General features: G+C 66.0%; 23 protein-coding genes and 1 pseudogene. 15 read left to right on the forward strand and 9 right to left on the reverse strand.

All coding sequences use genetic code 11. The features are described 5' to 3' along the window. Positions 1-213: 213 nt before the first annotated feature. On the reverse strand, positions 214-732 hold the full coding sequence (locus tag QGN32_RS11850; protein ID WP_326548745.1) for a hypothetical protein: 519 nt from the start codon (positions 730-732) through the stop codon (positions 214-216). Continuing rightward, positions 729-1,676, reverse strand: coding sequence for an oxidoreductase (locus QGN32_RS11855; protein WP_326548746.1), 948 nt, complete (start codon positions 1,674-1,676; stop codon positions 729-731). The genes QGN32_RS11850 and QGN32_RS11855 overlap by 4 nt, the downstream gene beginning before the upstream one ends. Before the next feature lie 135 nt (positions 1,677-1,811). Between QGN32_RS11855 and QGN32_RS11860 the strand changes: the two genes are divergently transcribed. After that, positions 1,812-3,866, forward strand: coding sequence for a DEAD/DEAH box helicase (locus tag QGN32_RS11860; RefSeq protein WP_326548747.1), 2,055 nt, complete (start codon positions 1,812-1,814; stop codon positions 3,864-3,866). A gap of 29 nt (positions 3,867-3,895) precedes the next feature. Then, positions 3,896-4,132 carry a hypothetical protein gene (locus QGN32_RS11865; protein WP_326548748.1) on the forward strand — a complete coding sequence of 79 codons (237 nt, stop codon included), beginning with the start codon at positions 3,896-3,898 and terminating at the stop codon, positions 4,130-4,132. A 276-nt stretch (positions 4,133-4,408) separates the two neighbouring features. Here the strand turns inward: QGN32_RS11865 and QGN32_RS11870 are convergent, their stop codons facing one another. Together QGN32_RS11870 and QGN32_RS11875 are read right to left on the reverse strand one after the other, a co-directional pair. Next, entirely contained in the window at positions 4,409-5,383 is a 975-nt protein-coding gene (locus tag QGN32_RS11870; protein WP_326548749.1) for an ImmA/IrrE family metallo-endopeptidase, read from the reverse strand. Beyond that, the gene (locus QGN32_RS11875) at positions 5,380-5,991 is read right to left on the reverse strand and encodes a hypothetical protein (protein WP_326548750.1); all 612 of its coding nucleotides are present in this window, start codon (positions 5,989-5,991) and stop codon (positions 5,380-5,382) included. Before QGN32_RS11875 ends, QGN32_RS11870 begins: the two co-directional genes overlap by 4 nt. 473 nt (positions 5,992-6,464) lie before the next feature. On the opposite strand from QGN32_RS11875, the gene QGN32_RS11880 reads away from it, so the two are divergent. The 10 genes and pseudogenes from QGN32_RS11880 to QGN32_RS11920 all read left to right on the forward strand — a co-directional run bounded on the left by QGN32_RS11880 (position 6,465) and on the right by QGN32_RS11920 (position 17,117). After that, positions 6,465-6,638 carry a hypothetical protein gene (locus QGN32_RS11880; RefSeq protein ID WP_326548751.1) on the forward strand — a complete coding sequence of 58 codons (174 nt, stop codon included), beginning with the start codon at positions 6,465-6,467 and terminating at the stop codon, positions 6,636-6,638. An 884-nt stretch (positions 6,639-7,522) separates the two neighbouring features. Further along, positions 7,523-8,593: a site-specific integrase gene (locus tag QGN32_RS11885; protein WP_326548752.1), complete on the forward strand. Its 1,071-nt coding sequence runs from the start codon at positions 7,523-7,525 to the stop codon at positions 8,591-8,593. Further along, positions 8,590-10,383 (forward strand): hypothetical protein, encoded by a 1,794-nt coding sequence (locus QGN32_RS11890; RefSeq protein WP_326548753.1) that lies wholly within the window; start codon positions 8,590-8,592, stop codon positions 10,381-10,383. The genes QGN32_RS11885 and QGN32_RS11890 overlap by 4 nt, the downstream gene beginning before the upstream one ends. A 773-nt stretch (positions 10,384-11,156) precedes the next feature. Next, a pseudogene (locus QGN32_RS24290) lies at positions 11,157-11,275 on the forward strand (sulfotransferase family protein); the annotation flags it as partial. A gap of 26 nt (positions 11,276-11,301) precedes the next feature. Continuing rightward, a complete protein-coding gene (locus tag QGN32_RS11895; RefSeq protein ID WP_326549251.1) occupies positions 11,302-11,427 on the forward strand; it encodes a hypothetical protein in 126 nt (41 codons plus the stop codon). A 363-nt stretch (positions 11,428-11,790) separates the two neighbouring features. Continuing rightward, positions 11,791-13,731, forward strand: a complete 1,941-nt coding sequence (locus QGN32_RS11900) for a DNA topoisomerase subunit B (RefSeq protein WP_326548754.1) — start codon at positions 11,791-11,793, stop codon at positions 13,729-13,731. Positions 13,732-13,848: 117 nt separating this feature from the next. Then, positions 13,849-15,012 carry a DUF7373 family lipoprotein gene (locus QGN32_RS11905; protein ID WP_326548755.1) on the forward strand — a complete coding sequence of 388 codons (1,164 nt, stop codon included), beginning with the start codon at positions 13,849-13,851 and terminating at the stop codon, positions 15,010-15,012. Positions 15,013-15,055: 43 nt separating this feature from the next. Continuing rightward, positions 15,056-15,556 (forward strand): pyridoxamine 5'-phosphate oxidase family protein, encoded by a 501-nt coding sequence (locus tag QGN32_RS11910; RefSeq protein ID WP_326548756.1) that lies wholly within the window; start codon positions 15,056-15,058, stop codon positions 15,554-15,556. A gap of 4 nt (positions 15,557-15,560) precedes the next feature. After that, a complete protein-coding gene (locus QGN32_RS11915) occupies positions 15,561-16,040 on the forward strand; it encodes a nitroreductase family deazaflavin-dependent oxidoreductase (protein WP_326548757.1) in 480 nt (159 codons plus the stop codon). 123 nt (positions 16,041-16,163) lie between these two features. Continuing rightward, entirely contained in the window at positions 16,164-17,117 is a 954-nt protein-coding gene (locus tag QGN32_RS11920) for a ferritin-like domain-containing protein (RefSeq protein ID WP_326548758.1), read from the forward strand. 200 nt (positions 17,118-17,317) lie between these two features. Here the strand turns inward: QGN32_RS11920 and QGN32_RS11925 are convergent, their stop codons facing one another. Genes QGN32_RS11925 through QGN32_RS11935 form a run of 3 tightly spaced genes read right to left on the reverse strand, consistent with a single transcriptional unit; the run spans position 17,318 to position 19,068 of the window. Next, a complete protein-coding gene (locus QGN32_RS11925) occupies positions 17,318-17,659 on the reverse strand; it encodes a GNAT family N-acetyltransferase (RefSeq protein ID WP_326548759.1) in 342 nt (113 codons plus the stop codon). 7 nt (positions 17,660-17,666) lie between these two features. Further along, complete coding sequence (locus tag QGN32_RS11930) at positions 17,667-18,632, reverse strand: pirin family protein (RefSeq protein WP_326548760.1); 966 nt, start codon at positions 18,630-18,632, stop codon at positions 17,667-17,669. A gap of 16 nt (positions 18,633-18,648) precedes the next feature. Further along, a complete protein-coding gene (locus QGN32_RS11935; RefSeq protein ID WP_326548761.1) occupies positions 18,649-19,068 on the reverse strand; it encodes an EVE domain-containing protein in 420 nt (139 codons plus the stop codon). A gap of 72 nt (positions 19,069-19,140) precedes the next feature. Between QGN32_RS11935 and QGN32_RS11940 the strand changes: the two genes are divergently transcribed. Then, a complete protein-coding gene (locus QGN32_RS11940) occupies positions 19,141-20,709 on the forward strand; it encodes an acyl-CoA carboxylase subunit beta (protein ID WP_326548762.1) in 1,569 nt (522 codons plus the stop codon). 193 nt (positions 20,710-20,902) lie between these two features. On the opposite strand, the gene QGN32_RS11945 is transcribed toward QGN32_RS11940, so the two are convergent. Beyond that, positions 20,903-21,193 carry a WhiB family transcriptional regulator gene (locus tag QGN32_RS11945; RefSeq protein WP_326548763.1) on the reverse strand — a complete coding sequence of 97 codons (291 nt, stop codon included), beginning with the start codon at positions 21,191-21,193 and terminating at the stop codon, positions 20,903-20,905. A gap of 309 nt (positions 21,194-21,502) precedes the next feature. On the opposite strand from QGN32_RS11945, the gene QGN32_RS11950 reads away from it, so the two are divergent. Further along, complete coding sequence (locus QGN32_RS11950) at positions 21,503-22,237, forward strand: transcriptional regulator (protein WP_326548764.1); 735 nt, start codon at positions 21,503-21,505, stop codon at positions 22,235-22,237. A gap of 3 nt (positions 22,238-22,240) precedes the next feature. On the opposite strand, the gene QGN32_RS11955 is transcribed toward QGN32_RS11950, so the two are convergent. Continuing rightward, on the reverse strand, positions 22,241-23,572 hold the full coding sequence (locus QGN32_RS11955; RefSeq protein WP_326549034.1) for a MinD/ParA family ATP-binding protein: 1,332 nt from the start codon (positions 23,570-23,572) through the stop codon (positions 22,241-22,243). A gap of 524 nt (positions 23,573-24,096) precedes the next feature. Between QGN32_RS11955 and QGN32_RS11960 the strand changes: the two genes are divergently transcribed. Beyond that, a complete protein-coding gene (locus QGN32_RS11960) occupies positions 24,097-24,423 on the forward strand; it encodes a type VII secretion target (RefSeq protein ID WP_326548765.1) in 327 nt (108 codons plus the stop codon). Positions 24,424-24,427 lie beyond the last annotated feature (4 nt).

The raw sequence follows: 24,427 nt of genomic DNA on the forward strand, positions 1-24,427 counted from the left end.
AACGTTCGCAACGATGCACGCGACGCAGCCCCGACAGTGTGACGAAGCCGGTTCTCGTGCTCTTCCGCGGTGCTTCGGCGCCGGACTCGATCTGTCCCGGACACGTGAGGTGTCGCAGTCGCACGCGATGGTTGGAAAAAAAGACCTTTGTGGTTGGTAAACCCGTGGCTCCGAGCAGTGAGCCGCCGTATGCCCTTGCGGAGGCGGGGCCCGTTATCCTTCGGCGGATGCTGTGAGGAGGCGGTGCAGCACCCAGACCACCCTGGCGATGCTGAGCATCGCCCATACGGCAGCAGCCATCGTCAGCAGCTGCAACGGCCAGTACCCGACTGCGACGTTGGCGTCGGTCACGATCGCCACGATGGTCAACAGAAACACCAGAAGCAGGCGGGGCAGTACCTGCACGAATAACGTGCCCACGGTGCGCTTGTCGCGGGCGGGCAGGAGCCGGTCGATGGTGTTCAGCGGTGTGCGCAGCAAATTGACCAGTATGGAAATGCTGGTCAGGACGAACCCGCCCATCGTGGCGGCGATAGTCGCAATGATCTGATAGAGAGTGCGGCGAGCGTCCTCGGGAATCTCAGTGAGGATTAGCGGTATCCAGCAACGCTGGCCGGCGAGAAACCATCCGCCCGTCAGCATCGCGACCAGGAGCAGGTCGGTCCAGCGGTGGCGCACCCACCGGTGTTGGAGCCGCTGACAGCGGCTGAACATCAGCAGCGGCTCGGTCATCTCTGCTCGTCGTCGGGGATGTCGATGAAGGTGTCGGGGAAGCTGACCGAGCCGTCGGCCACCGGTTCGACTACCGACTTGAGGTACTCCTTGTTCTTGGTCACCGCCGCGCCCAGCACCTCACGGGCGTAGGCGATGGAGCGTTGCGGGTCGTTGAGCCGGTCGGCGTCGACGTCGGTCTTCTCGACGAAGCGGTCTTCGAGCAGATCCACCGATCGCGGCGAACCAGAGATGGTGCCGCTGACCCGGGCGGAATCGAACTCCGACAGCGCGCCCGAGCCGCGCAGATCGGCGACGCGTTGGCTCAGCCGGGCTCGGATGGACTCCTTGTGGGCCCGTGTGCCGCGGCGCCCGACCGACAACCCGATGCGCACGACGCCGTCCTGGGCCAGCAGGCGGGCGCCGTCGAGGGCCTCGATCCAGTCACCGCCGATCAGGTTGCGGTCGATGCGACTGACCGGGATGGCGACCTGTATCTCGGAGATGCGCATCTCGGCCAGGACGTCGTCGAGGTTCTGGGTGAGCACCGGCTCGATGCCGACCTGAATGTCCATCTTGGCGTTGAGGTAGTCGATCAGCCGGCGGGGCCGCGGGCCGTCCCCGCTGGTGAGCATCGCGATGATGTTGCGGGCGGTGAACAGGCAGTAGGTGGGTTCGAGCAGCCCTTCATCCTCGCCGAGTGGAATCGCACGGCGCGCGCCGATCGGATCGCCCACGCTGGGCAGGTTCTCGCGACGCACCTTGTCCAGCACGATCATCCGGTGGTCGGGCTCGGCTACACCTTTGGCCAACAGCACCATGCCGTCGCGGCAGTGCCGGTACCGGTTCTGGTCGGCCGCTTCTGCCGCGCACAAGCGCCGGACCACCTGCCCGACCGGGAACTTGCCGGCCAGCGGCTTGCCGTCGGGTCCGATGAGCCGCCAGTACTGCACGGTGCGCTTCATACCGCCCCCTTATTGTCCCGGAGCCGATGCCACCGTAGGTCGGTGAGCTGACACCTGACGGCCACCGTGTGAAACCGCCGGACACGCCCACCGTACTAGGGTTGTTAGGGTTGAGCAATGTTGTAGGGTCTCAGTATGGCTGATCAAGATTTCCTGCGGGTCGCGGATGCAGCGGCGTATCTCGGGGTATCCGCGCAGACTCTGCGCCGATGGGATCGCGACGGCACGCTGCCGGCGCTGCGGCGCCCCGGCAGCGACTACCGCTACTACCGTCGCGCTGACTTGGAGCCCTTCCGGCTGCAGTACCGCCGTGCCCAGGAGGCGGCCGCTGCCGGCGCCGACAGCAGCGTGTTCGCCACCGCCAACGCCGACATCGAAGCCAATCCTGCGCTGCGCGACCCGCAGCGCGAAGCCCACCGCAAGGTTCGTGAACACTTCGCCCACCGCACCGATCCCGCGATCGTGCAGATCCCCGTCGGGTGCGGCAAGACCGGCATCATGGCCACCCTGCCCTTCGGCATCGCCCGTGGCCGCACCCTGGTGATCACACCGAACCTGACGATCCGCAAAGGGGTCGCCGATGCCGTCGACATCACCAGCCCCCAGTGTTTCTGGACCAAGTGCAGGGTGTTGTCGGACTTCACCGCCGGGCCGTGGATGGCGGTGCTCGACGGCCCCAACGCGAACATCCACGACGCCATCGAAAGCGACTTCGTGGTCTGCAACATCCAGCAGCTGGCCAGTCAGGCCGACCGGTGGCTACCGCAGTTCCCGGAGGACTTCTTCGACATGATCCTCGTCGACGAGGGCCATCACGCCGCCGCCGAAAGCTGGCAGAAGGTGTTCCGGCGATTCCCCAATGCCAAGGTCGTCAGCTTGACCGCCACCCCGTTTCGCTCCGACCAGCAGCAGCTGCACGGCGAGATCGTCTACCGGTATCCGTTCACCCGTGCGATGATCACCGGCTACATCAAGCAGATCTACTCCCGTAACGTCGCCCCCGCCGAGCTGTACTTCACCTACCGCGACGACACCCGCCGCCACACCCTCGACGAAGTCCTGGAACTGCGCGAGGAGGCCTGGTTCCGCCGCGGCGTGGCGTTGAGCACCGAATGCAACCGCCATATCGTGGAGGCCAGCATCCAGGCGTGCGACCGGATGCGCGCCCAGACTGGTATCCAGCACCAGATCATCGCCGCAGCATGCTCAGTCGACCACGCCCGGCAGGTCGCCGCGATCTACAACGAGTGCGGATACCGCGCGGCCGAGATCCATTCCAATATGGACGAAGACGCCCAGGACGCCGTCATCGAGCGGCTGCGCCAAGGCCAGCTCGACTGCATCGTGCAGGTGCAGATGCTTGGTGAGGGCTTCGACCACCCGCGGCTCAGCGTCGCCGCGATCTTCCGGCCCTTCCGCAGCCTGGCGCCCTACATCCAGTTCGTCGGCAGGGTGATGCGCGTCGTGCAGGAGGCCGCCCCCGACCATCCCGACAACCAGGGCCACATCGTCTCCCACGTCGGGCTTAACAACGACGCACGGTGGGCAGAGTTCCGCGAACTCGACCTCGACGACCAAGCCCTGGTGCGCGGATGGGTCGCCGGCAACACCGACAACGACGGGGAGGACAACGGCGAACCGCGGGCCAGGCGCTTCGACGACGGCATGCTCGTCGACAACGAGATCCTCACCGACTTCGTCGAGCAGACCTACCTCGACCCCACCGACGACCGCGTCCTCGATGAACTCCTCAACCGGGAGGTCGCCCCCGGTTTCCGGCTCGGGGACCTTATCGACCGCGAGCAACTACGTCAGCGCCTGATGGCTCAACAGGCTGCCGCTGCTCCGCCGGCCCCGGCTCCGATCCCGGTCTCACCGCAGCGCCAGCGGCAGTCAGCCCGCACCCGCGTCAACGACCGCACCAAATCAGTCGCCAACCGAATTCTGGCCGACCTCGACCTCCCGCCGCGGGGTCACCAGCTGATGGCCGTCACCGGCGGTCGACGCCAACACAATTCGGCCATCGTGATCCGGCTGTTGCACGCCGCGATCAACGAGGCCGTCGGCATGGACAACAACACTCGAGGAGAGTGGACACGTGAACAGTTGAGGACCATCTTCGAGCGCATCGACGACCTCGGCGACACCGTCCGCGACACCCTGCGCGCCCAGCGGTCCGAGCGCGGGTAACCCGCCCGCGCGCGTCTGAAGGAGTCAGCATGCCCACCAAAGCCGTTCTGCGCCACATGCATGTGGAAACGCCGCGGACCAACCACCAGCGCGCGTGCGCGGCGCACCGCAAGGGCAAGAAGGCCCACCACCTGCTGGCCGGTGACACCCACCTGGTCATCGTCGAGAACGAGACGTCGTTCCGGTACTGCCCAGCAGCGGCCGCCGACATTCTCGATCTCGCTCAAGAGGATCTCAATCGACTCCGCCAGCAGCTGGGCCTCTGACAGCGGCGACTTGCGGTGGGCGACAGCCGAGGATAAATCCCCGTCACCGTGCGCGTGTCGTAGCGCCGTGGAGCACTTACGAACCGGCGCCAACCCCTACACCACGCATAGTCGCCATCAGCCAGTGAGCGCCTTCAGCACGACTCCGTCGTCGCAGTGGTGCTCAGTTACGAAGAGCTGTTCGCAGCCCTGGGCAAACGCCGCAGAGCAACGGCGCGCCCTCCCGCAACCTCTTCGTGGCGAACAATCGGAGGACCCGTTACCAACATGCGTGGATCACACCACGCGTAGGTGACTCCAATTAGTCAGTGTGGCGAGGTGCTTTGTGTTGATTCCAAGTTTCGTGGCCACGGCTGCGGTGCCACCGTTAACTTCAACGAGCCGAGGGAGCAGAGTGCCGGTGCTCGGCCTGAACTCACCGGGTTCTGATCGACGCCACTTGGAAGTTTGAATCTGCAGCGCGCGGTAGCGGGCATCGTCGATGTACTCCAGCTCGTGGGCGCGATAGATCGTCGCCGCGATGGACATGCCCCAAGTGTTCTTCAGCGAAATGAAATCCTGCAGCTTCACCTTGTCGACCATGGCGGCGTCAAAGTCATCCTGCGGGAACAGCAGTGCTCCGGCGAATCGGTTAGCTTCGCGTTCGACGTTGTCGTGGTGCCGGTTGTGGAGAGTGAGGTGTCCGCATTCATGTGCTAGGCCGAAACGAAAGCGGTCACCGGGCGCTGAAGGGTCGATACCGATGACAGGGACGCCGTTGACCCACGCAGAAAGCCCGTCGACGCCAGCGAGCCCAGCGATGGGGATGATGCACACCCCTGCCCGTTCAATCAGTGCTGTCAGGTTGCGGATCGGGCCAGATTCTTCCTGGCCCAGTATTGTCCGCAATTCCGCGGCTCGTTCTTCTACGTCTTGAAACGTGTGCACCGCTTCCAGTTCCAGCAGTTTCGATCTCGGTGCCTTGGGTGTGATGGCCACGAGCTCAGCGAAGACCTCACCAGCTAGCCGCAGTAGCTCCTTCGCGCGGTTCTTGGCCGCGACGAGGGTTGACGCCCGGGCGCGGTGCATCGGGGCCGACATATCAGGAAGTTCAAGGCGCTCGTTGCTGTATCCAATTGAGCTGAGGTCACCATTGAATGGTCGGCGGCCGCTCTCAATGGCAGACACCATCGCGGTCGACATTCCCAGCAGCTCGGCAAGATCTGTCTGGTTCAGCCCCTCGATGTCCCGGTAAGCGCGCAGCCTGTTCACAGCCCGCCGGCTTCACCGAGATCGTCGATGTCGGGGTCGCCAAGGTCGTCGAAGGGGTCTACGGCCCCCTGATCGAAAAGGCCGCCACCGCCGCCATCGGGCGGTGGTGCGGGCACATCGACGAATGGCCAAAAGCCCAGTAGCTCAGGGCTATTAGCTGGAACAAGTCGCCGACTGGCTTGGCTTGCATACTTGGTTGGGCATGTCCACAGAGTCATGCCCTTACGGTCGAATTTGTAGGCAAGCAAGTTAGGGAATCCTGCCACCGGTCGCGGTGTCGGGACGACAAACAGTGAAAGCTGGTGGTCACCATTCTTGGCTTCATCGATATCGACCATGGTGCGGCTGCGGATCAAGTAGCTCTCCCGGGTGTCACGGTCGGTGACTTGCACCCGGCCAGCCTCGGAGTAGCCGGCGTGTAAGACGTAGCGATCGGACCGATCGACGTTCGCCTGGATGATCGAGCGGAAGGTATGCACTTTCAGCATCTGCGTCGGGGGATAGTCCCACTCGGCAGTGAAGCTTCTGGCCGCTGCTGACGCGCTGGTATAGGACGACACGAGAATTTTCGCGAACGGGTCGATCAGTTCGTCGGCGCTTGGGTCCACGGCACCAGATGCTACATAGCGTGTAGAAATTCAACAAGGAATGTAGTAGACGGCGTGTCACGCCAGACCCCACTATCGGGCTGTGAACACACCACACCAGCGGACGGAGTCGTCGTCGGCGCCCGGTATCAGTTCAGCAGCAGCCCCGCGGTCGTTCCTGCTCAGCTCGATAAGCGTAATCGTCAGCGTCCATCTGTTGGCGGATCTGGTTGACGCGTTCGGCCCGCTCGGGGTCAGCCAGGATTCGTTCGAGGCGGGCGCTACCGCGGTCTTCCAAAGTCATGGTGGGTTGCCCTTCCGTGGTCATCGCCCATTATCAGGGCGGCGACCACTGAGCGATGGCACCGAGGATGCCACGAGCATCGTCTCTCCATGGCGCCCACTGCGCAAGGCTTCGATCAGGCGTCGAAAAGGCGGCGCGGTTTACCAACCTGCTCGTCGCAAGACCGCCTTACATGGCGGAAGGTGTGTACATGACAGTCTCACCAGTCGAGCGCACTCCCGGAGTATTGGAGAGCGACACACGGACGCAGTCTGACGTTGACTGCCGACCTGTGCATTCGCTGACTATCGAGGATTTGGACAGGGCCGCGGCTGCTGCAGTCGATCTCGACGATCCAGACGTCATCGACGGCGCCTGGCGCTAGCAGTTGCGTACGTGACGGTCCCATGCGAGAGCCCTCCACTGGGTACGCGACACGCCGATGTTAAGGCCGAATTCTAAAGTTAAGCAATTTCTTTAGCGCGCTACAGTTCGGAGCTCTGTAGTTTTAGCGCCGCTACAGTTCCACGAAGCGCCGAGCACGAGCGGCATTGCGTGTATGGCCAAGCGTGGGAGGCACAAATTCTGTTGTATAGCAGCATATTTGGGCTTCGAGCGCGAAGCGCAGTCGGGGCGTGACGCGCCTGAACGTGCTTTCTGCGGCTGCTTTGTATAGAGCTAGCTGAACCTGCGCAACCCACGAAGTGGGCATTGCGGTCGGCTAACGGCGCAGTTCCATCGCGCTATATTTCCCGGTGAATGCCGGTACGAGCCGATCGCGCCGATTCGGGGAGGTGTCGATGCCTAGACCAATGATGGAGCGGCGCAGTCGCGTCAGGGTGGAGTTCGGGTTATCGCCGTCGCTGGCCGACCGCCTCTATGCGTACGCCAAATGCGAAGGGCTGACGTTATCTCAGACCGGTGAGCGGCTATTGACCCGCGCCCTATCTGGTGAGGTTCAGCATCCGCCGGTCGAGCCCGATCCAGGGAAACGTCCCGCGCAAAGTGAAGGAGGCCCGAATAGGTAGCTGCTGAACGGTTCTCGCGCTACAACGCGCCCTTCTCATCATGCTCGGCTGTGCCGAGCGCACAAATGCCAAAAGCCGGGCGGCAACCCGGCTTCGGCGTTCATCAAGAGTTCTCACGCTCTCTGACCCCAAGGAGGGGATAGGTGTATTTCACCGTGCCCACATGTCTGTGTCAACCGGCCACGCCGCATCAATCTCGGATAGTCCGCTCGCACCTGCGGCCTGAGGGGTGGCGCGTCTGATGGCGCGATTCAGCAAGATGGCCACCGCGGCGACCCCTTCAACGCCGCTACCCGCAGAGCGGCCGACAGTCGCCGCAGAATGTGATGAACGCGCCGCGGAGGTGGCACGCGATGCGGTACGGCCGACGCCGCCGTTCGCGATCACTCAGTCCGAGCGGCTGCAGGCGTTGCAGAGGGTCACCATCCGCGCCGACAACCGCGAACTCGCCGCTGCGGCGGTGCGCGAGGCCGCGCGGCTGCGGTGCCTGAAGAACGGTAACGGTGGCGAAGATGACCGCAAAGCGACCGGACTGATCGCCCGGTTCCTGATGTGGTCGTCATTTGGTGATGTGATCGACCCCGCGCGAGCATTCACCCGCGCCAACGTCGACGAGTACTTGATCTGGACGAAAGTCAACAGTGAACGCTCGCTGCGGCAACGCCGCTACATCCTGTACGGGATCGGACGTGAACTGCACCCCCAACAGTTCCCGCGCTCCCACGCCGTGCCAGCACCGCGGCGCAAACGTCTACCGGCGGCGAGCATGGCCGAAGTCGCTCGTCTGGAACATCTCATCCCCAGGTTGCCGGCCAGACTGGCCCAGCGTGCACAGGCATTGTTCGACCTGTCCTACGGGGCTGGCGCCAGGGCAGGGGACTTCAGGTCACTACGCGGGACATCGATCACTTCGATGTCCGTCGATGGCAGGGCGATCGCGGTGGTGGCGCTGCCCAACCGACTCGGCGGGGTCCGGCAAGTCCCCGTCGTCAACCCAGCGATCGCGGCACGGCTGCTGAGCCTGTCGGTCGCCGTGGGCAGTGGACTGGTCTTGTCCCCGAAAACCGAACAGCCCGAACGCAACATCGTTAATCGCACCAATGGCGATCTGCGACGCCACGGCCACGCCGGCATGAATCACCTCGGGCTCCGCAACCGCTGGATCCTCGATCTGGCCGCCACCGTCCCAGCCGCACTACTTCTCCAACTGGCCGATGTCAGTGATCTGCGCGTGCTGGTCGATCAACGCCCGCTGCTGCCCACCTACACGATTCGCCACGCCATCACTACCCTGCAGGAGAACCAACGATGATCCGAGACCGCGAACCCCTCTGCACCTTCTCAGATTCCGTCTTCACCACCGCCCTGAACGTGATCGCCAAATCGTCTGCTGCACAACAGATCGACGACCACTACCAGCACAGCGTGCACCCCGGTGGTCGACGATCTGGCATCCGCTACACGAGCACCGCGGTGCTCGTCGCGCTCCTGGTGCGATTCTTGGCGGGGCTGCCCTACAGCCTGCGCGGCGCGATGGACACCATCGGCGCCTTCACACCCCAACAGCTGTCCGCGGTGGGCATGGCCCACCAGGACTGCGCCGCGATCCACAGTAACGCTGCCCGCGAGTACAAACGCTTCCACCGATTCTGGGCGCTGCGCATGCAGCCGCTGGACCCGGACTGGGACCTGCCGTCGCGACGGATGACCAACGCCGAGTTCAAGGCACTCCTGCGCAAGCGGTCCGAACAGGATCTCCACCGCTGCGCGGCCGCCGATGAACGTCTCACCCGCCTCATCAACGACCTGCTGTACGGTTCCGTCGACAATCAGCGGCCCAACGATTGCGACGGCGACGCCGTCGTCGACGAAACCATCATCAACACCGCAGGTCCCGGTGGCACCCTCGGTGTCAAAGACGTCCGCTACCGCGGAGCCTCTGCGATCGCCAAGTACTGGGTACGCGAGAAAGACCGCACCCTGCATAACACCGAAAGCACCGCCGGACCCGGCGGGCCGCGGGAAATCAAAGCCAGCGGCTTCGGCGTCGGCGCCACCTTCCTCACCCGCGTGGCCCGCCGCGACGCCCTGCACGCCGAACCCCCGGTATTCATCGGAATGGACGTGCACGCACCCACCGGCGCCAGCATCCAAGGCCTGGCCACCGCGCTGGCCCATGCCCGCCGCACCGGCCTGGACGCCCGCCGAGAAGGCCGTACCCGGTGGCCTCTGCTGACCGCCGACATGGGCTACAACAACAAGACCGGGTTCGGAGAGCTCATGCTCACCACCCGCTACTCACCGGTGGTGCGCTACCCCAGCCCTTGGTCGGTGAGCTTCCCCAGCGCCAACCCGCCCGGTGCACCCGTCGGGCCACCCCCGGGGCCTATCCACTACGCCGGAGCGTTCTACTGCCCCGCGGTCGCCGACCGTATTCACGGGCACCGCACCCCGAAGACCGAAGAACTGCTCAAGCACGACAGCTTCCGCGCCCACGACCGCCGCCTGCGCGCCATCTACCCCTTCCTGATGGGCCACCACACCCGGCCCACCCTGGCCGCCGTCCGGCGCGGCCGACCACGCCTGGGCGACGACGCACGCATCGCCGCAAAGGTTCGCCTGGTCTGCCCGGCTGCACTCGGCACCGTCAAATGCCCGCTGAAGCCGGAATCGCTGAACGCCGACACCGTTGGGATACCGCTGGCCCAACCCGACTGGTCAGCCCACGACCTCGCGTGCTGCGCGAAATCGAGCACCACCGTCACCCTGACCGCCGACCAACTGCGGCTGGCGCAGTGGGATCTCATCCCCGGGTCCTGGGAGCACACCCTCTACTTCGAAGCCGCCCGCGCACTCACCGAGCAACGCTTCAGCCAACTCAAATCGAAGTACGTCGCCGGCCTCGACGAGCTGACCACCGGACCCCGGCGCACGCCGATGATCAAGATCGCCATCGCCTTGGCGGCCGTCACCGCCAACATCCGCGCCCAACAGGACCACCACCGCTGCGCCGCCCGGCGCCGCGAATCGATCGACATCAGAATGCGCCAACTCACCGCCGACCTCGGCCACCCACCGGCGCGGATCCCACCACGCAGCTGACACCCCATCCGACGCGGGCCAGGCCTCAACACCTGGCCCGCGTCGTGCTGTCTGCAGCGAGCGAAAACCCTGTGGAATTACCGGCACCAAATCGGAGCTCAACAGCCTGCGGCGATTCTGCGCGCATCACCCGCTGCGCCATCGGTTCATCTCGGTCGGTATCACGCGAGTCCACCGCCCAATCTCAAGCCCCGACGACCGCCCAGCGCCGCACTGGCCTGCCCGACGAAAAGGCTGTGGAAAAACCCGGGGAAAGCCGTGGAACCGACCGTCATTTTGCTGCGTCAACCAGCGCACCTGAACTCCACACAAACAAAAGCGGTTCCACGAACTGCGCGCACTTAGGTCACGAGCTCGAAAGAGGTCGTGACCATTGTGTTTCTGCGGGCGAGTTCTCCGTGGGCGAAGATGCTTGAAGTGGCGGCGATTGCGCGGCCGGTTCATTGCGCTCGTCATCGTAGCGATAGCGCTCGTTGCCCCAGTAGATAAGGCTGCCACGCTTACCTGAGTGTGGCGGTCGGCCCAGGCGGCCAGCTACACGTGCGGGCATACCATGGAATTCGCCGGCGGACGGCGGATGGGATGAGAAGTGCTCACGGTCGCAGAAGTTCACGAAGCCGCCACAGCGGAAACGGGTTGACCGACGCGGGCGACGGTCCGTATCGGCAAGGCCTCGAAATCTTGCTGGCCTGGCTGCGAGACGAGGCCCGGTTCAACGCCCGGGGTGAGACGTTCCTCGGGTAACGCATCGTCGGGTATGTGGGCCAACGCCGCAATGGGGCGAGCCCACGCGCCAGCGGCGCTTGAAGTGCCGTCGCACGCGCTGTGGCTCGAGGGTGTCGACGCCGCGTTTCCCGACGCACGCTATGTCATGACGCATCGCGACCCCACGACGACAACCCCTACTCGGTGCGCGCCATGAAACAGGAGAACGCCAACTTCCCTGCGCTGCAACACGCCGGCGTGGGCTATCCCTGGGACGGCGAAGAGACCTACGGCATGCTCGAACGCTCCATCCCGATCGACACGATCGTCCGGGGATAGTACGACCTCTGGCAAACGCGCGAGCGGCCCCAGTGCATGCCTGGCACCGGTTCTCGGGCCGCGCTCCCTAGGGGGTCGAAGCGCGTCGTTCGCTGGCCGGAAGGCTGCCGCCCGAGCAGCCGGCTGACTCAGAGCTGCGGGCGTCGCGGTGATGCGGACTGAGAGGCTCTATAAAGGGCCGAAAACCATCCTCGGCCGGTCGGACCCTCCCAAGTCGCCATACGCTATTCCTGAGGGATACCAGAGGGCACAACACCGCATACAAAATCGCGTGCAGAACTAACGGGATGGTAAGATGGTTCCATCGCTTCGCCGGACCCATACCGGCTCGTATCAACCACCGAACGGGAGACACCTGTGACGATGAACGCTGCCCAAAATCGTTTGACGGAATACGGCCCAGACCAGGTCCACGTGCTCGAGGGGCTGGAGGCTGTCCGCAAACGTCCGGGCATGTACATCGGCTCGACGTGCGAGCGCGGTCTGCACCACCTCGTATGGGAAGTCGTCGACAACGCGGTGGACGAAGTGATGGCGGGCTGTGCCACCCGAGTAGCGGTCCGCCTGCTCGAGGACGGTGGGGTGGAGGTCGCCGACGACGGTCGCGGCATCCCGGTCGGCATGCACGCGACGGGCCGGCCCACCGTCGACGTCGTGATGACGGTCCTTCACACCGTCTCGAAAGGTTTCGGAAAGGGCGCCTATTCCGTCGCCGGAGGTCTACACGGCGTGGGGATCTCCGTCGTCAACGCGCTGTCCACCCGTCTTGAAGTCGACATCCGCCGAGATGGTTACGAGTGGTCCCAAAGCTACGAGCGCGCGGTGCCGGGCACGCTCACGCAGGGTGAGAAGACGAAGCAGACGGGCACCACCGTTCGGTTCTGGGCGGATCCCGACATTCTCGAAACCACCACATACGATTTCGCGACCGTCGAGAGCCGGTTGCGCGAGATGGCCTTCCTCAACAGGGGTTTGACCATCGACCTGACCGACGAGCGCGGTGGCGGGCCGGTCAAGCGCCGTACCTTCTGTTACCCCGGTGGCGTGGTCGACTACGTCAGGCACATCGGCACCGAGGAGCCGATTCACCGGAGTGTCATCAGTTTCCGCGGCAAGACCGCGGGCGGTGAGGACGACCCGGCCCGCGAGGTGGAGATCGCCATGCAGTGGCACGTCGGCGACAAGGTATCCGTGCACACGTTCGCCAACACGATCAAGACATACGACGGTGGTACGCACGAGGATGGCTTCCGCGCCGCGTTGACACCGGTGATCAACAAGTACGCGCGGGACAAGAAGTTGCTCAAGCCCAAAGATCCGGCGCCCAGCGGCGACGACGTCCGCCGGGGCCTGGTTGCGGTGGTCTCGGTAAAGCTGTCCGAGCCGCAGTTCGAGGGCCAGACCAAGGCCAGGTTGACCAACAGCGACGTCAAGTCGTTTGTGCAGAGGGTCTGTCAGGAGCGGCTCACTCAGTGGTTCGACGCGAATCCTGCCGAGGCGAGAAGGATCGTCGAAAGCGCGCTCGCTTCCGCGCGAAACCGACGGAGCAACATCGCGACTCAGCGTAAGAACGCAGCGGATATCGGCGGGTTGCCCGGCAAGTTGGCGGACTGCCGGTCGACCGATCCGCGCAAGTCGGAACTGTATGTGGTGGAAGGTGATTCGGCCGGCGGCTCGGCGAAGAGCGGCCGGGATTCGATGTTCCAGGCGATCCTGCCGTTGCGCGGCAAGATCATCAACGTCGAGAAGGCTCGTCTGGACCGGGCGTTGAAGAACACCGAGGTGCAGTCGATCATCACCGCATTGGGCACGGGAATCCGCGGCGACTTCGACATCTCGAAGCTGCGCTACCACAAGATCGTCTTGATGGCCGACGCCGATGTCGACGGACAACACATCTCGACGTTGCTGCTGACGCTGTTGTTCCGCTTCATGCGTCCGCTCATCGAGCACGGCCACGTGTTCCTCGCGCAGCCACCGTTGTACAAGTTGAAGTGGCAGCGCAGTGAGCCTGAATACGCGTACTCCGACCGGGAACGCGATGGCCTCCTCGAGAACGGGCTCGCCGCCGGCAAGAAGATCAAGGACGACGGCATCCAGCGGTACAAAGGATTGGGCGAAATGGACGCAAAGGAGTTGTGGGAGACCACCATGGACCCGTCGGTACGGGTCTTGCGCCGAGTCACCCTCGACGATGCTGCGGCGGCAGACGAGCTGTTCTCCGTCATCATGGGGGAGGACGTCGAAGCCCGGCGCAGCTTCATCACCCGCAATGCCAGAGATGTTCGGTTCCTGGACGTCTAGCGGTTGGTGAGAAAGTCTCAACTCCGTCAAGCCTCGGCGAGCCGTCGGCAAGCCTGAGCCGCCGACGCGGCCGACGCGGGTAATTTCGACTGAATGCGGCACCCAATTCTTGCGCTTGTGTCGGTAGTCGCGCTGCTGACCACGGCATGTACGTCGATGGTCGACGGGGCGGCAGTCAAGGCCTCCGGCGGACCCTCGGGCCTTACGTTGAGTTTCGATCAGTTGGACGCCGGCCGGTTTCCGACGGCGGCCAGGGAACCGCTGGGCGGCGCCGGTGATCCCATGCTGGGTGCGGTGCTCGAGGGTCAGCGGCTGGCCGACTACGTCGTCGGGCCGTGGGAGGTGGATTCCGCGCTGACGGGCTCATTCGGCTTCGGCGCGGTGGTGCTGCCGCGCGCCGAGGCTCTCGCGTTGATCGGGCCGATGAACGTCGCCGCGGCGGCGGGTCGTCACGACTTCGTCACCGGCTTCGCCTCGGTGCGCACCGAGAAGAACCGCCGGGTGTTGCTCAACGCGGTGCTGCGATTCGCCGACGACGGCGCTGCGGAGGCCGCGGCCACCGACCTGAGCGATGCCGCGGCCCAGCAGCAGGGCGCCGATGGTCCGGCACCCAAACTCGAGATCCCCGGCCACCCGGAGGCGCGGGCAACCAGCTACACCGGGGCCGATCGCGACATCGGGCAGTTCGGCGCTGCGCGCTCGTTCACCGCGCAGGGCCCCTACGTCTTCATGCAACAGGCGCAGGCGACCGCCGGTGTGGACGCCGCGGCACAGTTGGTGGCGACGAGCATCGAGTTGCAAAGCTCGACGATCGAAAATTTTCGCGCCACCGACTTGAGTGAGCTCGCCGACATCTCGATCGACCCGAGCGGCCTGCTGGCCAGGACGCTCCCCCTCAGCGGCCAGGACATGACGTTCAGCAAACCCGCCACGTACGAGCGACGCGGCGCTCTGCACTTCCAATCCGACCCTGCCCGTTCGGCAAAGCTGTTCTCCGACACCGGTGTTGACCTCGTCGCCATGGCCGGCGCGACCGTCTACCAGGCCGAGGACGCCGACGGTGCAGAGGATGTCGTCGACGAGTTCTTCGACGAGGTGTCAGCGGAGGCTCAGCCCACGAACCCGGTTCCGAACATGCCGGGCAGCCGCTGCCTGAAGATGACCGCGGGCGGCTTCTACTGCCTGGCGACCGCCGACCGCTACACCCTCGAGACGAGCGCGCCGACCTTGCTGGCCGCCCAGCAGATGACCGCCGCGCAGTACATCATGCTGATGAGCTAGGGGTAACGGGATCCCTGTGCCGACGACCTGACAGTATTCGACCGTGGGTAGGAACGAGCGCGCGAAGATCGTCATGTCCGACGACGAGATCGCCGAATTCATCGAACGCAGCCGCACCGCCACCATGGCCACGGTGCTTCCCGACGGCCGGCCGCACCTGGTCGCGATGTGGTACGCCGTACTCGACGGTGAGATCTGGTTCGAGACGAAGGCCAAGTCGCAGAAGGCGGTCAACCTGCGCCGCAACCCGACCGTGACGGTGATGATCGAGGACGGCGACACCTACGACACCCTGCGCGGCGTCTCTATCGACGGCCGCGCCGAGATCGTCGACGACCCCGAAACCGTTCTGCGCGTTGGGATCAGCGTATGGGAGCGCTACACGGGGCGGTACTCCGACGAGATGCGCCCGTTCGTCGACCAGATGATGAACAACCGCATCTGTGTGCGGGTGGTGCCCCAGCGGAGCCGTAGTTGGGACCACCGCAAGCTCGGTATGCCCGCGATGCCACTCGGCGGCAGCACCGCGCAGTATCTAGGTTGATCGTATGGATCCGAAGAACAAGCCCAAGCAACTGAACTCGCCCGTCGTCTCCAAGGTCATGAAATACGCGGGCAAGGCGCACGTGTGGGTGTACCGCCGCTCCGGTGGGAAGATCGGCGCGAATTGGCGCGTCGGAGCGGGCTTCAAGAAGCCGGTGCCGACGCTGCTGCTCGAGCACATCGGCCGCAAGTCCGGCCGCACGCTGGTGTCCCCGCTGGTGTACATCCGCGACGGAGATGACGTGATCGTCGTGGCCTCGCAGGGTGGACGCGACACAGACCCGCAGTGGTATCGCAACCTGGTCGCCAACCCGGATGCCCATATCGAGATCGGTTCGGATCGCCGACCCGTGCGCGCTGTGACCGCGACGGGCGAGCAGCGGGCCCGGCTGTGGCCGAAGCTGGTCGAGGCGTACGCCGATTTCGACACCTATCAGTCCTGGGCGGACCGTGAGATTCCGGTCGTCATCCTGCAGCCGCGGTGACGCGCCGATTGCGATTCATCTCACACCGCTGACACGTTCGACAGCCCCCTGCGGTCGGGTAGCCAACGTCTTAGGTGCACCCCAGCGCCGACCCAACCCGTCAACGCTTAAGGGGCGAAATTCATGAGTACTACCACTTTGCTCACCCAGTTGCGCACGATTCTTGATCTCACGCACACCGAGATCCAGGTGGCCGAGACCCGGATCGCGCAGGCGCGCACCGAGGCGGTGCGCCGTGAGTTGACCCAGAACGCCGAAAACGGGCGTATCAGGGCCGAAGCCATCGAGAAGGCGATCCGCGACCTGGGTGGCTTCCCCGACACCATCGGGCCATTCCTGGGCCGCGCCGCGGCGGCGGTCAAGGCGCTCACCGAGCAGGCGCAGCCGTTCGACGAGGCGTTGCTGGGCGACCTGGCCCTGGAGGATCAGCTGCTCGACCGGGCCCGCTACGTCAAGGCACTGGCGGTGGCCGCCAAGAAGCCGGACGTGCAGGACCTCGCCGATCGCCTGATCACCGCGCACTCGGCGACGGTGAACTGGCTGACCACCGTGCTGGCCGAGGATGCGCTCGGCGGGCCGGCCGCACTGCAGCGGACCCCGCTGCAGGCCGCGGCGGGTACCGCGGTCAAGCTGGTGAACCTGCCGGGGCAGTGGTCGGCGCAGTCGGTCGAGCGGATCGCGGAGTTGCTGCGCTCGACGGGCCCGGCCGTCGAGGACCTGCGCGAGCGCGCCCAGCGTGTCGGCGAAATCACGCTCAAGGCGCTCGGCGCCTCACGTGACGGCGCGTTGCGGAGCGCCGAGAAGGTCGTGCGCCGCGAGGGCGCAGGTGAAGCGGCCGACGCGCTGCACAAGGCGCGCGCCGCGGGCGGCGTGGTCGACGCCGACGAGCTGCCGATCGCCGGATACGACGAGCTCAACCTCAGCGATGCGGTGGCCGCGGTGAAGGATCTGGACGACCCGTCCGACATCCGCACGATCATCGCCTACGAGGAGATGCACAAGGACCGCCAGCGGCTCGTGTCGGCTGCGCAGACGCGCCTGGCCGACATCGCCCAGGAGGTCGTCGGCATCAGCTGACCTGATGGATGGCACGGAAAGCACCCCGCGACTCCGCGGGGTGTTTTCTTGTGTGGGTTAGGTTTTCGCCGCCGCAGCCGCCCGCCGATTTCTGCGCCGGGGCTGTGAATCGTAATCGCGACCCTGCGGCAGGAATCGGCGACGGGTCGTCGGTGCGGGTGGGTGAAGAACGCGGTTCTCCCCGCGACGACGATGGCGGACTAGCTGGACTGACGATCGGCCAGCCACTGCTTGACGTCGTCGGTCACCGGATCGACGACGTCGGCGAACTCGTCGTTTTTGTCGACGTAGGACGCCACCATCTCGCAGATGGGAACGATCCGCATTCCGGCGTCGCGCGTCTGCCCCAGCGCTTCGCCGATGAGGATCGTCGCCAGCCCACGACCCTGGAACGAGTCGTCGATTTCGGTGTGCGGAAAGATCCGCTGGCCGTCGCGGTCGGCGATCTCGGTGAACCCGGCAGGCTTTCCCTCGACCGCGATGACGAAGCGGTCAGATTCCTTGGTGACGCCAGTGGGCGCGCCGGTCTTGTCGGTTGCCATGGTTTCTCTATACCCAGGGATTGCGCCGCGGACGCAACGTCGCGTTCGGCAGGGCAGGAGCGCGCAGCCGCTCGGTCGCGCCCTCATATCCAGCTACCGCGCCGAACCGGTCGTCGCCCTTCTCCCACAACGCGCGGTACGTCGCGATGTCGTCATGGCTGCGGCCGACGAAGTTCCACCACATCACCAGCTCCTCGGGGAACGGAGGACCGCCGAGGAGCACCAGCCGTGCGGGTTCGGTCCCGCGGTTCGCCAAGTCCAACCGATCGGTCCCAGCGGCCTGAAACGCCAGGTCGGCGACTTCGAGCGGGACGCCGCCCACGGAGACGTCGCCGTGGTCGAGCAGCACACCGTGCTCGAAGCCCGGGTCGACCCGCAACCGGACTTCCGCGCCGGGATCGAGGTCGACCTGCGCGCCCAGCAGGGGCGTGAAGGTGTTTACCGGGGAGCGCAGGCCTTCGAGTTCGCCGAGGAAAACCCGCAGCGTCGCGTCGCCGACCAGGCGCGGCACCGGAACGAAGTGCGCGAAACCGCGATCGGTGTCGCGGGCCTCGTCGGGCAGCGCCACCCACAACTGCACACCGTGCAGGATCGTGGTCGCGGACGTGGACACCTCGGAGTGGCAGATACCGGCGCCGGAGGTCATCAGATTGAGTTCGCCTGGCCGCACCATCGCATGCACGCCCGCGCTGTCGCGATGCTCCACCTCACCGCTGAACAGCCAACTGACCGTCTGCAGGCCGGTGTGCGGATGCGGCGGCACATCCATGCCCGTGCCACCGCGCACGTCGTGCGGGCCGTAATGGTCGACGAAGCACCACGCCCCGATCAGCGACCGCTCGCGCTGAGGCAGTGTCCGTCGCACCCGGATCGCCCGCGGTCCGCCCAGCGGCACCTCCCGGGGATGTAGGACACCGGCGAACGGTACTGCCGCGCAGGCGACTTCGGCAGGGGCCGTTTCGGTGTTGCTCACCAGCCCACAGTAGGCCTCAGCCAGTGCCCGTCATCGCCGAACGGATCACCTCCAAGTCGGCATCGTCGATCTTGAAGACCCCGAAGCGGAATTTGTATCCCCAGCGGGCCTTGTCCTGGATGAAGTCCAGCTGCTCCAGAAGCGGGCGGATCGGGGTCTCGGAGCTGTCGATGAAATCGACGTTGCGCCGCCACCGTTCGATGTCGGGCGACCCGGGGTCGAGGTAAGGCTCGTCGTCGGCGATCTGCCCGATCGCGGTGAACGCCTGCAGCGGGGGGCCGTCGGGATAAACGGTGCGCGGGGAGTAGAAAACGATCCAGTCCCCGCGAGCCATCTTTCGCAACATGTGCGGCTTGCCGTGATTTGCCTGAGCGAAGCGGCCGCGAACGCTGAGTGCGACGTGGTCACGGCTTACCGTGTTGATCCAGTTCGTCATGACCGCACGTTAAGCCCGACCGCTGACAGTTCGGCGCGCCGGAGGAACCGCCTGTGGATAACATCGGACGCCGTGAGTGACGAGTCGCTGCGCGACGACCACGCCGAACTGCTGCGCCGCCGCACGTTCACCGAGGACGCGGCCCGCCCAGAGGCGGTGGCCAGGCGACACGCGGCGAACGCCAGGACCGCACGGGAGAACATCGCCGACCTCGTCGACGAGGGTTCTTTCGTCGAGTACGGACGGTTCGCCATCGCCGCGCAGCGTCACCGCCGCGACGCCGACGACCTGATCGCCCACACGCCCGCCGACGGCTTGGTCGCCGGCACGGCACGGATCAACGGCGAGTACTTCGGCGACGAGCGCAGCGCTTGCGCGGTGCTGTCCTACGACTACACGGTGTTGGCCGGCACTCAGGGCGCACTGGGGCACCGCAAGAAGGACCGGTTGTTCGAGCTGATCGAGCGGATGCGTCTGCCGACGGTGTTCTTCGCGGAAGGTGGCGGCGGGCGGCCGGGTGACACTGACATACCAGTCGTCTCGGCGCTCGACGCGCGCGCGTTCAAGCTGTGGGCAGCGCTGTCGGGCGTGGTGCCGCGAATCGCCGTCGTACATGGCCGGTGCTTCGCGGGCAACGCCGTCATCGCCGGGTGCGCTGACCTGATCGTGGCGACGGAGGCCACGTCGATCGGCATGGGCGGGCCGGCGATGATCGCCGGCGGCGGGCTCGGCGACGTCCCTCCCGACGAGGTGGGCCCGATCAGTATGCAGGAGCCCAACGGGGTGGTCGACGTCGTCGTCGCTGACGAAGCCGAAGCGGTCGAGGTGACCAAACGGCTGCTCGGATATTTCCAGGGCACCCTCGAGCCGGGGCCGGTGAGCGACCAAACCCGGTTGCGCACAATGGTTCCCGAACGCGCTCGGCGGGCGTATCAGGTCGCGCCGGTTGTCGAGACGCTCGCCGACGAGGGGTCGGTGACGCTCCTGCGGCCCCGTTTCGCGCCGGAGATGCTGACCGCGCTGGCCCGCTTCGCCGGCCGTCCGGTTGGTGTCATCGCCAACAACACCATGGTGATGGCGGGCGCGATCACGGCGGCCGCTGCCGACAAAGCGGCCCGGTTCCTGCAGCTGTGCGACGCCTTCGGTCTTCCGGTGCTCTCACTCATCGACTGTCCCGGTTACATGGTGGGCCCGGCGGCGGAATCCGAGGCGCTGGTCCGTCGCGCATCCCGGATGCTGGTGGCAGGCGCCGCGCTCGAGGTTCCGCTGATCGCCGTCATACTGCGCCGCGGCTATGGGCTGGGCGCCCAGGCGATGACCGGCGGCAGTCTGCGCGAGCCGCTGCTGACGGTGGCGTGGCCCGGTGCGCACCTGGGACCGATGGGCCTGGAGGGTGCGGTTCGGCTGGGCATGCGCAAGGAACTCGAGGCGATCGCCGACGACGCCGAACGCGAGGAGCGGGTGCGTCAGGCAACGGCGGCTGCACAGGATAATGCCAAGGCGCTCAACGCCGCTCAGCTCTTCGAGATCGACGACGTGGTCGACCCGGCCGAAACCCGCGACGTCGTCATCAATACGTTGACGGCGGCCACCGCGCACACGCATCCTCGGACGCGCCGACGCTTCGTCGACACCTGGTAGCCGGCAGGAAAGGAGGACGGTGCCGCATTGCGCCTCTCGGCGAGTGGTCGCTCGTAACGGATGTGTGGGGCCCGGGCATGCCCGGCACCGTCGCAATCCTCAACTCACCCGCAGCGGAACTTATCCGACGCGACGACGGGAGTCGGCCCGCCCACCGCCGACCCCCCGATCCGGCGGTGGGCGGACCCACGATTCAGGCGGATTCCGCGTGCAGCCGGCGATCGCGCACGGAGTAGCCGTGGCGTTCGGCCAGGGACTTCAGCTGCCTCAGGGCAAACGTGCGGCCACGTCCGGACTCAGGCACGGAGATGCCCGCCCAGAGGCCCTCGGCGCGCGGTAATTCGCAGGCTTCCCGGGCGCAGAGCCAGCGCCGCGGACAGGCCCGACAGATGGCCTTGGCCTGTTCGTCGGCCGACGTGGTCCACCGCTCCGGATCCCGGGTGCAGGCGCCGACGGGGATTTCGTCCCACTCAGTCGTGTTCATCAGTGTGCTCCTCTGCGCTGACTGCGGCGCGTGTACCGCAATGCCAAGGAACGTAGCGGATAAACCGTAGCGATGCAACGTTTAGATAGCATGACCGGGGCTGTTTTCGACAGAGCCCAACGTCTGACGTGCACGGACACAGGCAAGCCCATAGGGGACCGTAGCGATGCACTAGTTACGACCGGCGTGCAACCAGAGCGTCAACACGCCTTTCCGCGGCGCCACGCGGCCCCAACCCGTAGCATTGGCCACCGCGAAAGATACGATCGCGGGGCCGCTCCCGCTGCCCGCCCCGAGGACCACCGCATCATGACGAACCCGGAATCGGCCGATCGATCGACCGAGGCGTCCGATCCCGGCGTGGTCCGAGCCGGCGCGGCAGCCGCGGCACGGCGTCGCGAACTCAACATCAGCCAGCGCGGCCTGGCCGCCGACGGGATCATCAATGCCGGGGCCCTGATCGCGTTCGAAAAGGGCAGGAGCTGGCCGCGGGAGCGGACCCGAGCAAAGCTCGAGGAGGTGCTGCGGTGGCCACCGGGAGCGATCGCGCGGATTCGGCAGGGGGAGCCGGTCGCAAGCCCCGAGGACCAGCCCTCGGCAGGACTGCGTGAAGACGAAGTGCCGCTGATCGCGCAGGCAGTGATCACCGCGGTGAGCACGTTCGATTCGGCGATCGCCGCGCTGCCGGCACCAGATGATCCCGAGTTCGGGCCGAAGGTGGCGAAGGTCCTCGCCGATCTTCGCCAGCTGGAGGGCGTCGCCGCTCGGGCGGCACGGATCAGCAGGGTGACCCCGCCGCTGATCAAGGCACTGAGTGCAGTGCGAACGCGCTACGCCGACCTGATGCTGCGCGCGGCGCGGTCCCCGGACCCGACGCTGGGCCAGCGCCTCTATGCGGCCCGTCGCGGCGCGAACCTGACGATCTCCGAAACCGCTCAGGCCGCCGGGGTTTCCGACGACGACATCGTGCACACCGAAGCCGAACAGCCGGTGTCCGCAGCGGCCACCGAGGCGATCGAGGCACTGATCACCGAACTCGCCTGAGCATCAGTACCGTTCGCGGCTTCGGTCGTCGGTGGTGGGGAAGTGCTCGGCCAGCGCAGCGGCGATCTCGAGGAACCGGCGCCGGGTTCTCGCGGACATTTCGGTCGTGCCGTTGATGACGCCGCCCGGGCGCAGATGCCCGTCGAAGGGCACCTCGATGACGCGCTGTCCTTGACCCGAAAACTGTCGCGCCAGAATCGAACGCGTCCGTTTGTCGGCATGGCCGTCGGAGTCGTTGAGTACGATGACGGTGCGCTGCAGTAGTCCCGTCAACCCGTGGGCGGCCAACCAGTCCAGTGTCTGGCCCGCCGCGGCAGCGCCGTCGACCCACGGGGAGGAGACCACGATCATCGCGTCCAGATCTCGCAACACCTCCTGGGTCACCGGCGAGTCCATCGTCGAGCTGCAGTCGATGATCGAGATCGTGAAGTAGCGATCCAACCGGGAGGTGGCCTCGCGGTAGATCGCCGGGTCGAGCACGCGGCGGCGGGCGGGGGTGCCTTCACCGGCGAGGACGAAGAGCCCGGCGGCGTTGTTGCCCACCCGGCTGCGCACGTCGGCGAAGGTGTCCAGATGCTGGTCGGACGTCAATTCCCAGTATGAGCCCGGCGCCCTTGGATCGACACGGCTGCCGAGCTTTCCGAACGCGGTGTCTGCGTCGATCGCGACCACCCGATCGTCCTGCCGTAATTCGGCGAACACCGAGCCGATGCTCGCCGAGACGGTGGTCTTACCGACCCCGCCCTTGCCCATCACGCCGATCTTGTAGTGACCCCGCAGGACGCCCCGGATCTTGGCCACCAATTCGGCCTGCCGGATCTCGTCCGGTCCGGGTCCGAGGTTCACGGCCCCGAACGTGGCCCGGTAGAGGACGAAACGCCAGCCCCGGCTGGGTGGCACCCGGCGCTGAGGAATCAATTCGTCGGGCCTGATCCGCTCGGCAAAAGAACCTGTCGGCGCCGGTGGCGCGGGCCGGGCCTGCCCACCGGGCCCGGGGCTGGGCCACTGGCCGGGCATCGGTTGACCGGGCTGCTGCGGTGGCGGGCCAGGTCGCTGCGGCGGCTGAGGCGGGTGTTGTCTGGTGGGCTGACCCCACATTGGCAGGTCAGGTCGGTCACCGGTGGGCACCGGTCCGGTATCGTGCAGCGAGTCCGGGGGCGGACCGAACCGGGGCGGCTGCTCGCGAAAGCTGCCGCGCGGCGGCTCAGGCCCCGGAAATCCCGCTGCAGGCGGTGAAGCTGTCGCCTCGGGGTGGGCAGCGGACGGCTCGTAGCCGGTTTCTTCGGAGCCCGTCCAGCCGAGTTCTTTCCGCAACGCGTCATCGCGGTCGGTCAATGCGATCTCCTCTGGATGGTGTGTCGGCCCCTGCTCAAGTATCAACCACCCGGCCATGCGGCCCCCTGGGTCCGGTCTCAGCTAACACATCGAAGGCTCCTCCGATGTCGTCGAAGCTGCCTTCCAGCCCCGGACCGGGCACCGGGAAGAACCGCAAGCGGAGCTTGTCAGCGTTGACAACCGTTCACGAGTTGACCACGCGGGCGGTGTGGGGGAGATGGTCAATACAATTTGCTGTAGCAGGCATAGCAGCGCTTATACCCGTGCGATAAGGGCTTGGTGATTAACTGGGAGCCCGATCCGGGGTACCGTGATCCACCCACGAGGGGCGCAGAATTTCGTGACGGGGTGGTGGTGAACCGCTGGTACGCTGACTCCGGCAAAGAGGTTCGCGCAACTGACGTCGGGTCCGACGTGCGCGAACCGTGGCAAAAATGTGAGGCTAGGCACAGTGCGGCGGACATCCACCGGCTGCGCCCAGCGGGTCCGCACCGTACAGCGTGAAGGAGGGCGGAGGAGCACCCATGTCCGGCGATGATCTGCGCGTCTCCGCTGCGCACCTCGGCGAACTGGCGGCCAGGCACGCCCGCGCGGCTTCCGATGCCCGTGCTGTGACGGAGGCGGTCGGGGGCGTCGACGCAGCGGTCAGGAACACCCACGGCAGCATCGCCACGCCGACTTCCACCGCACTCGATGCGGTACTCGCCTCCAGACGCAATACGGGCGCCAACGTGGCCGACGTCTCGGATTCGTTGTGCGACAAGCTGGTCGACGCTGCCCGGCGCTACGACCGGACCGATACTACGGCGGGTTCGGCGTTCGACGCACAGCTGCGGGCGGACCGGTCGTGAGCTC

Source organism: Mycolicibacterium sp. ND9-15 (assembly GCF_035918395.1).
In the GTDB taxonomy this organism is placed as follows: Bacteria; Actinomycetota; Actinomycetes; order Mycobacteriales; family Mycobacteriaceae; genus Mycobacterium.

Coding starts and splice junctions, on each gene's coding strand:
- QGN32_RS11900 (WP_326548754.1), top strand. CDS start 11,791: ATGAACGCTGCCCAAAATCGTTTGACGGAATACGGCCCAGACCAGGTC.
- QGN32_RS11945 (WP_326548763.1), bottom strand. CDS start 21,193: ATGAACACGACTGAGTGGGACGAAATCCCCGTCGGCGCCTGCACCCGG.
- QGN32_RS11860 (WP_326548747.1), top strand. CDS start 1,812: ATGGCTGATCAAGATTTCCTGCGGGTCGCGGATGCAGCGGCGTATCTC.
- QGN32_RS11850 (WP_326548745.1), bottom strand. CDS start 732: ATGACCGAGCCGCTGCTGATGTTCAGCCGCTGTCAGCGGCTCCAACAC.
- QGN32_RS11915 (WP_326548757.1), top strand. CDS start 15,561: ATGGATCCGAAGAACAAGCCCAAGCAACTGAACTCGCCCGTCGTCTCC.
- QGN32_RS11890 (WP_326548753.1), top strand. CDS start 8,590: ATGATCCGAGACCGCGAACCCCTCTGCACCTTCTCAGATTCCGTCTTC.
- QGN32_RS11885 (WP_326548752.1), top strand. CDS start 7,523: ATGGCGCGATTCAGCAAGATGGCCACCGCGGCGACCCCTTCAACGCCG.
- QGN32_RS11920 (WP_326548758.1), top strand. CDS start 16,164: ATGAGTACTACCACTTTGCTCACCCAGTTGCGCACGATTCTTGATCTC.
- QGN32_RS11895 (WP_326549251.1), top strand. CDS start 11,302: ATGAAACAGGAGAACGCCAACTTCCCTGCGCTGCAACACGCCGGCGTG.
- QGN32_RS11935 (WP_326548761.1), bottom strand. CDS start 19,068: ATGACGAACTGGATCAACACGGTAAGCCGTGACCACGTCGCACTCAGC.
- QGN32_RS11950 (WP_326548764.1), top strand. CDS start 21,503: ATGACGAACCCGGAATCGGCCGATCGATCGACCGAGGCGTCCGATCCC.
- QGN32_RS11925 (WP_326548759.1), bottom strand. CDS start 17,659: ATGGCAACCGACAAGACCGGCGCGCCCACTGGCGTCACCAAGGAATCT.
- QGN32_RS11865 (WP_326548748.1), top strand. CDS start 3,896: ATGCCCACCAAAGCCGTTCTGCGCCACATGCATGTGGAAACGCCGCGG.
- QGN32_RS11880 (WP_326548751.1), top strand. CDS start 6,465: ATGACAGTCTCACCAGTCGAGCGCACTCCCGGAGTATTGGAGAGCGAC.
- QGN32_RS11855 (WP_326548746.1), bottom strand. CDS start 1,676: ATGAAGCGCACCGTGCAGTACTGGCGGCTCATCGGACCCGACGGCAAG.
- QGN32_RS11960 (WP_326548765.1), top strand. CDS start 24,097: ATGTCCGGCGATGATCTGCGCGTCTCCGCTGCGCACCTCGGCGAACTG.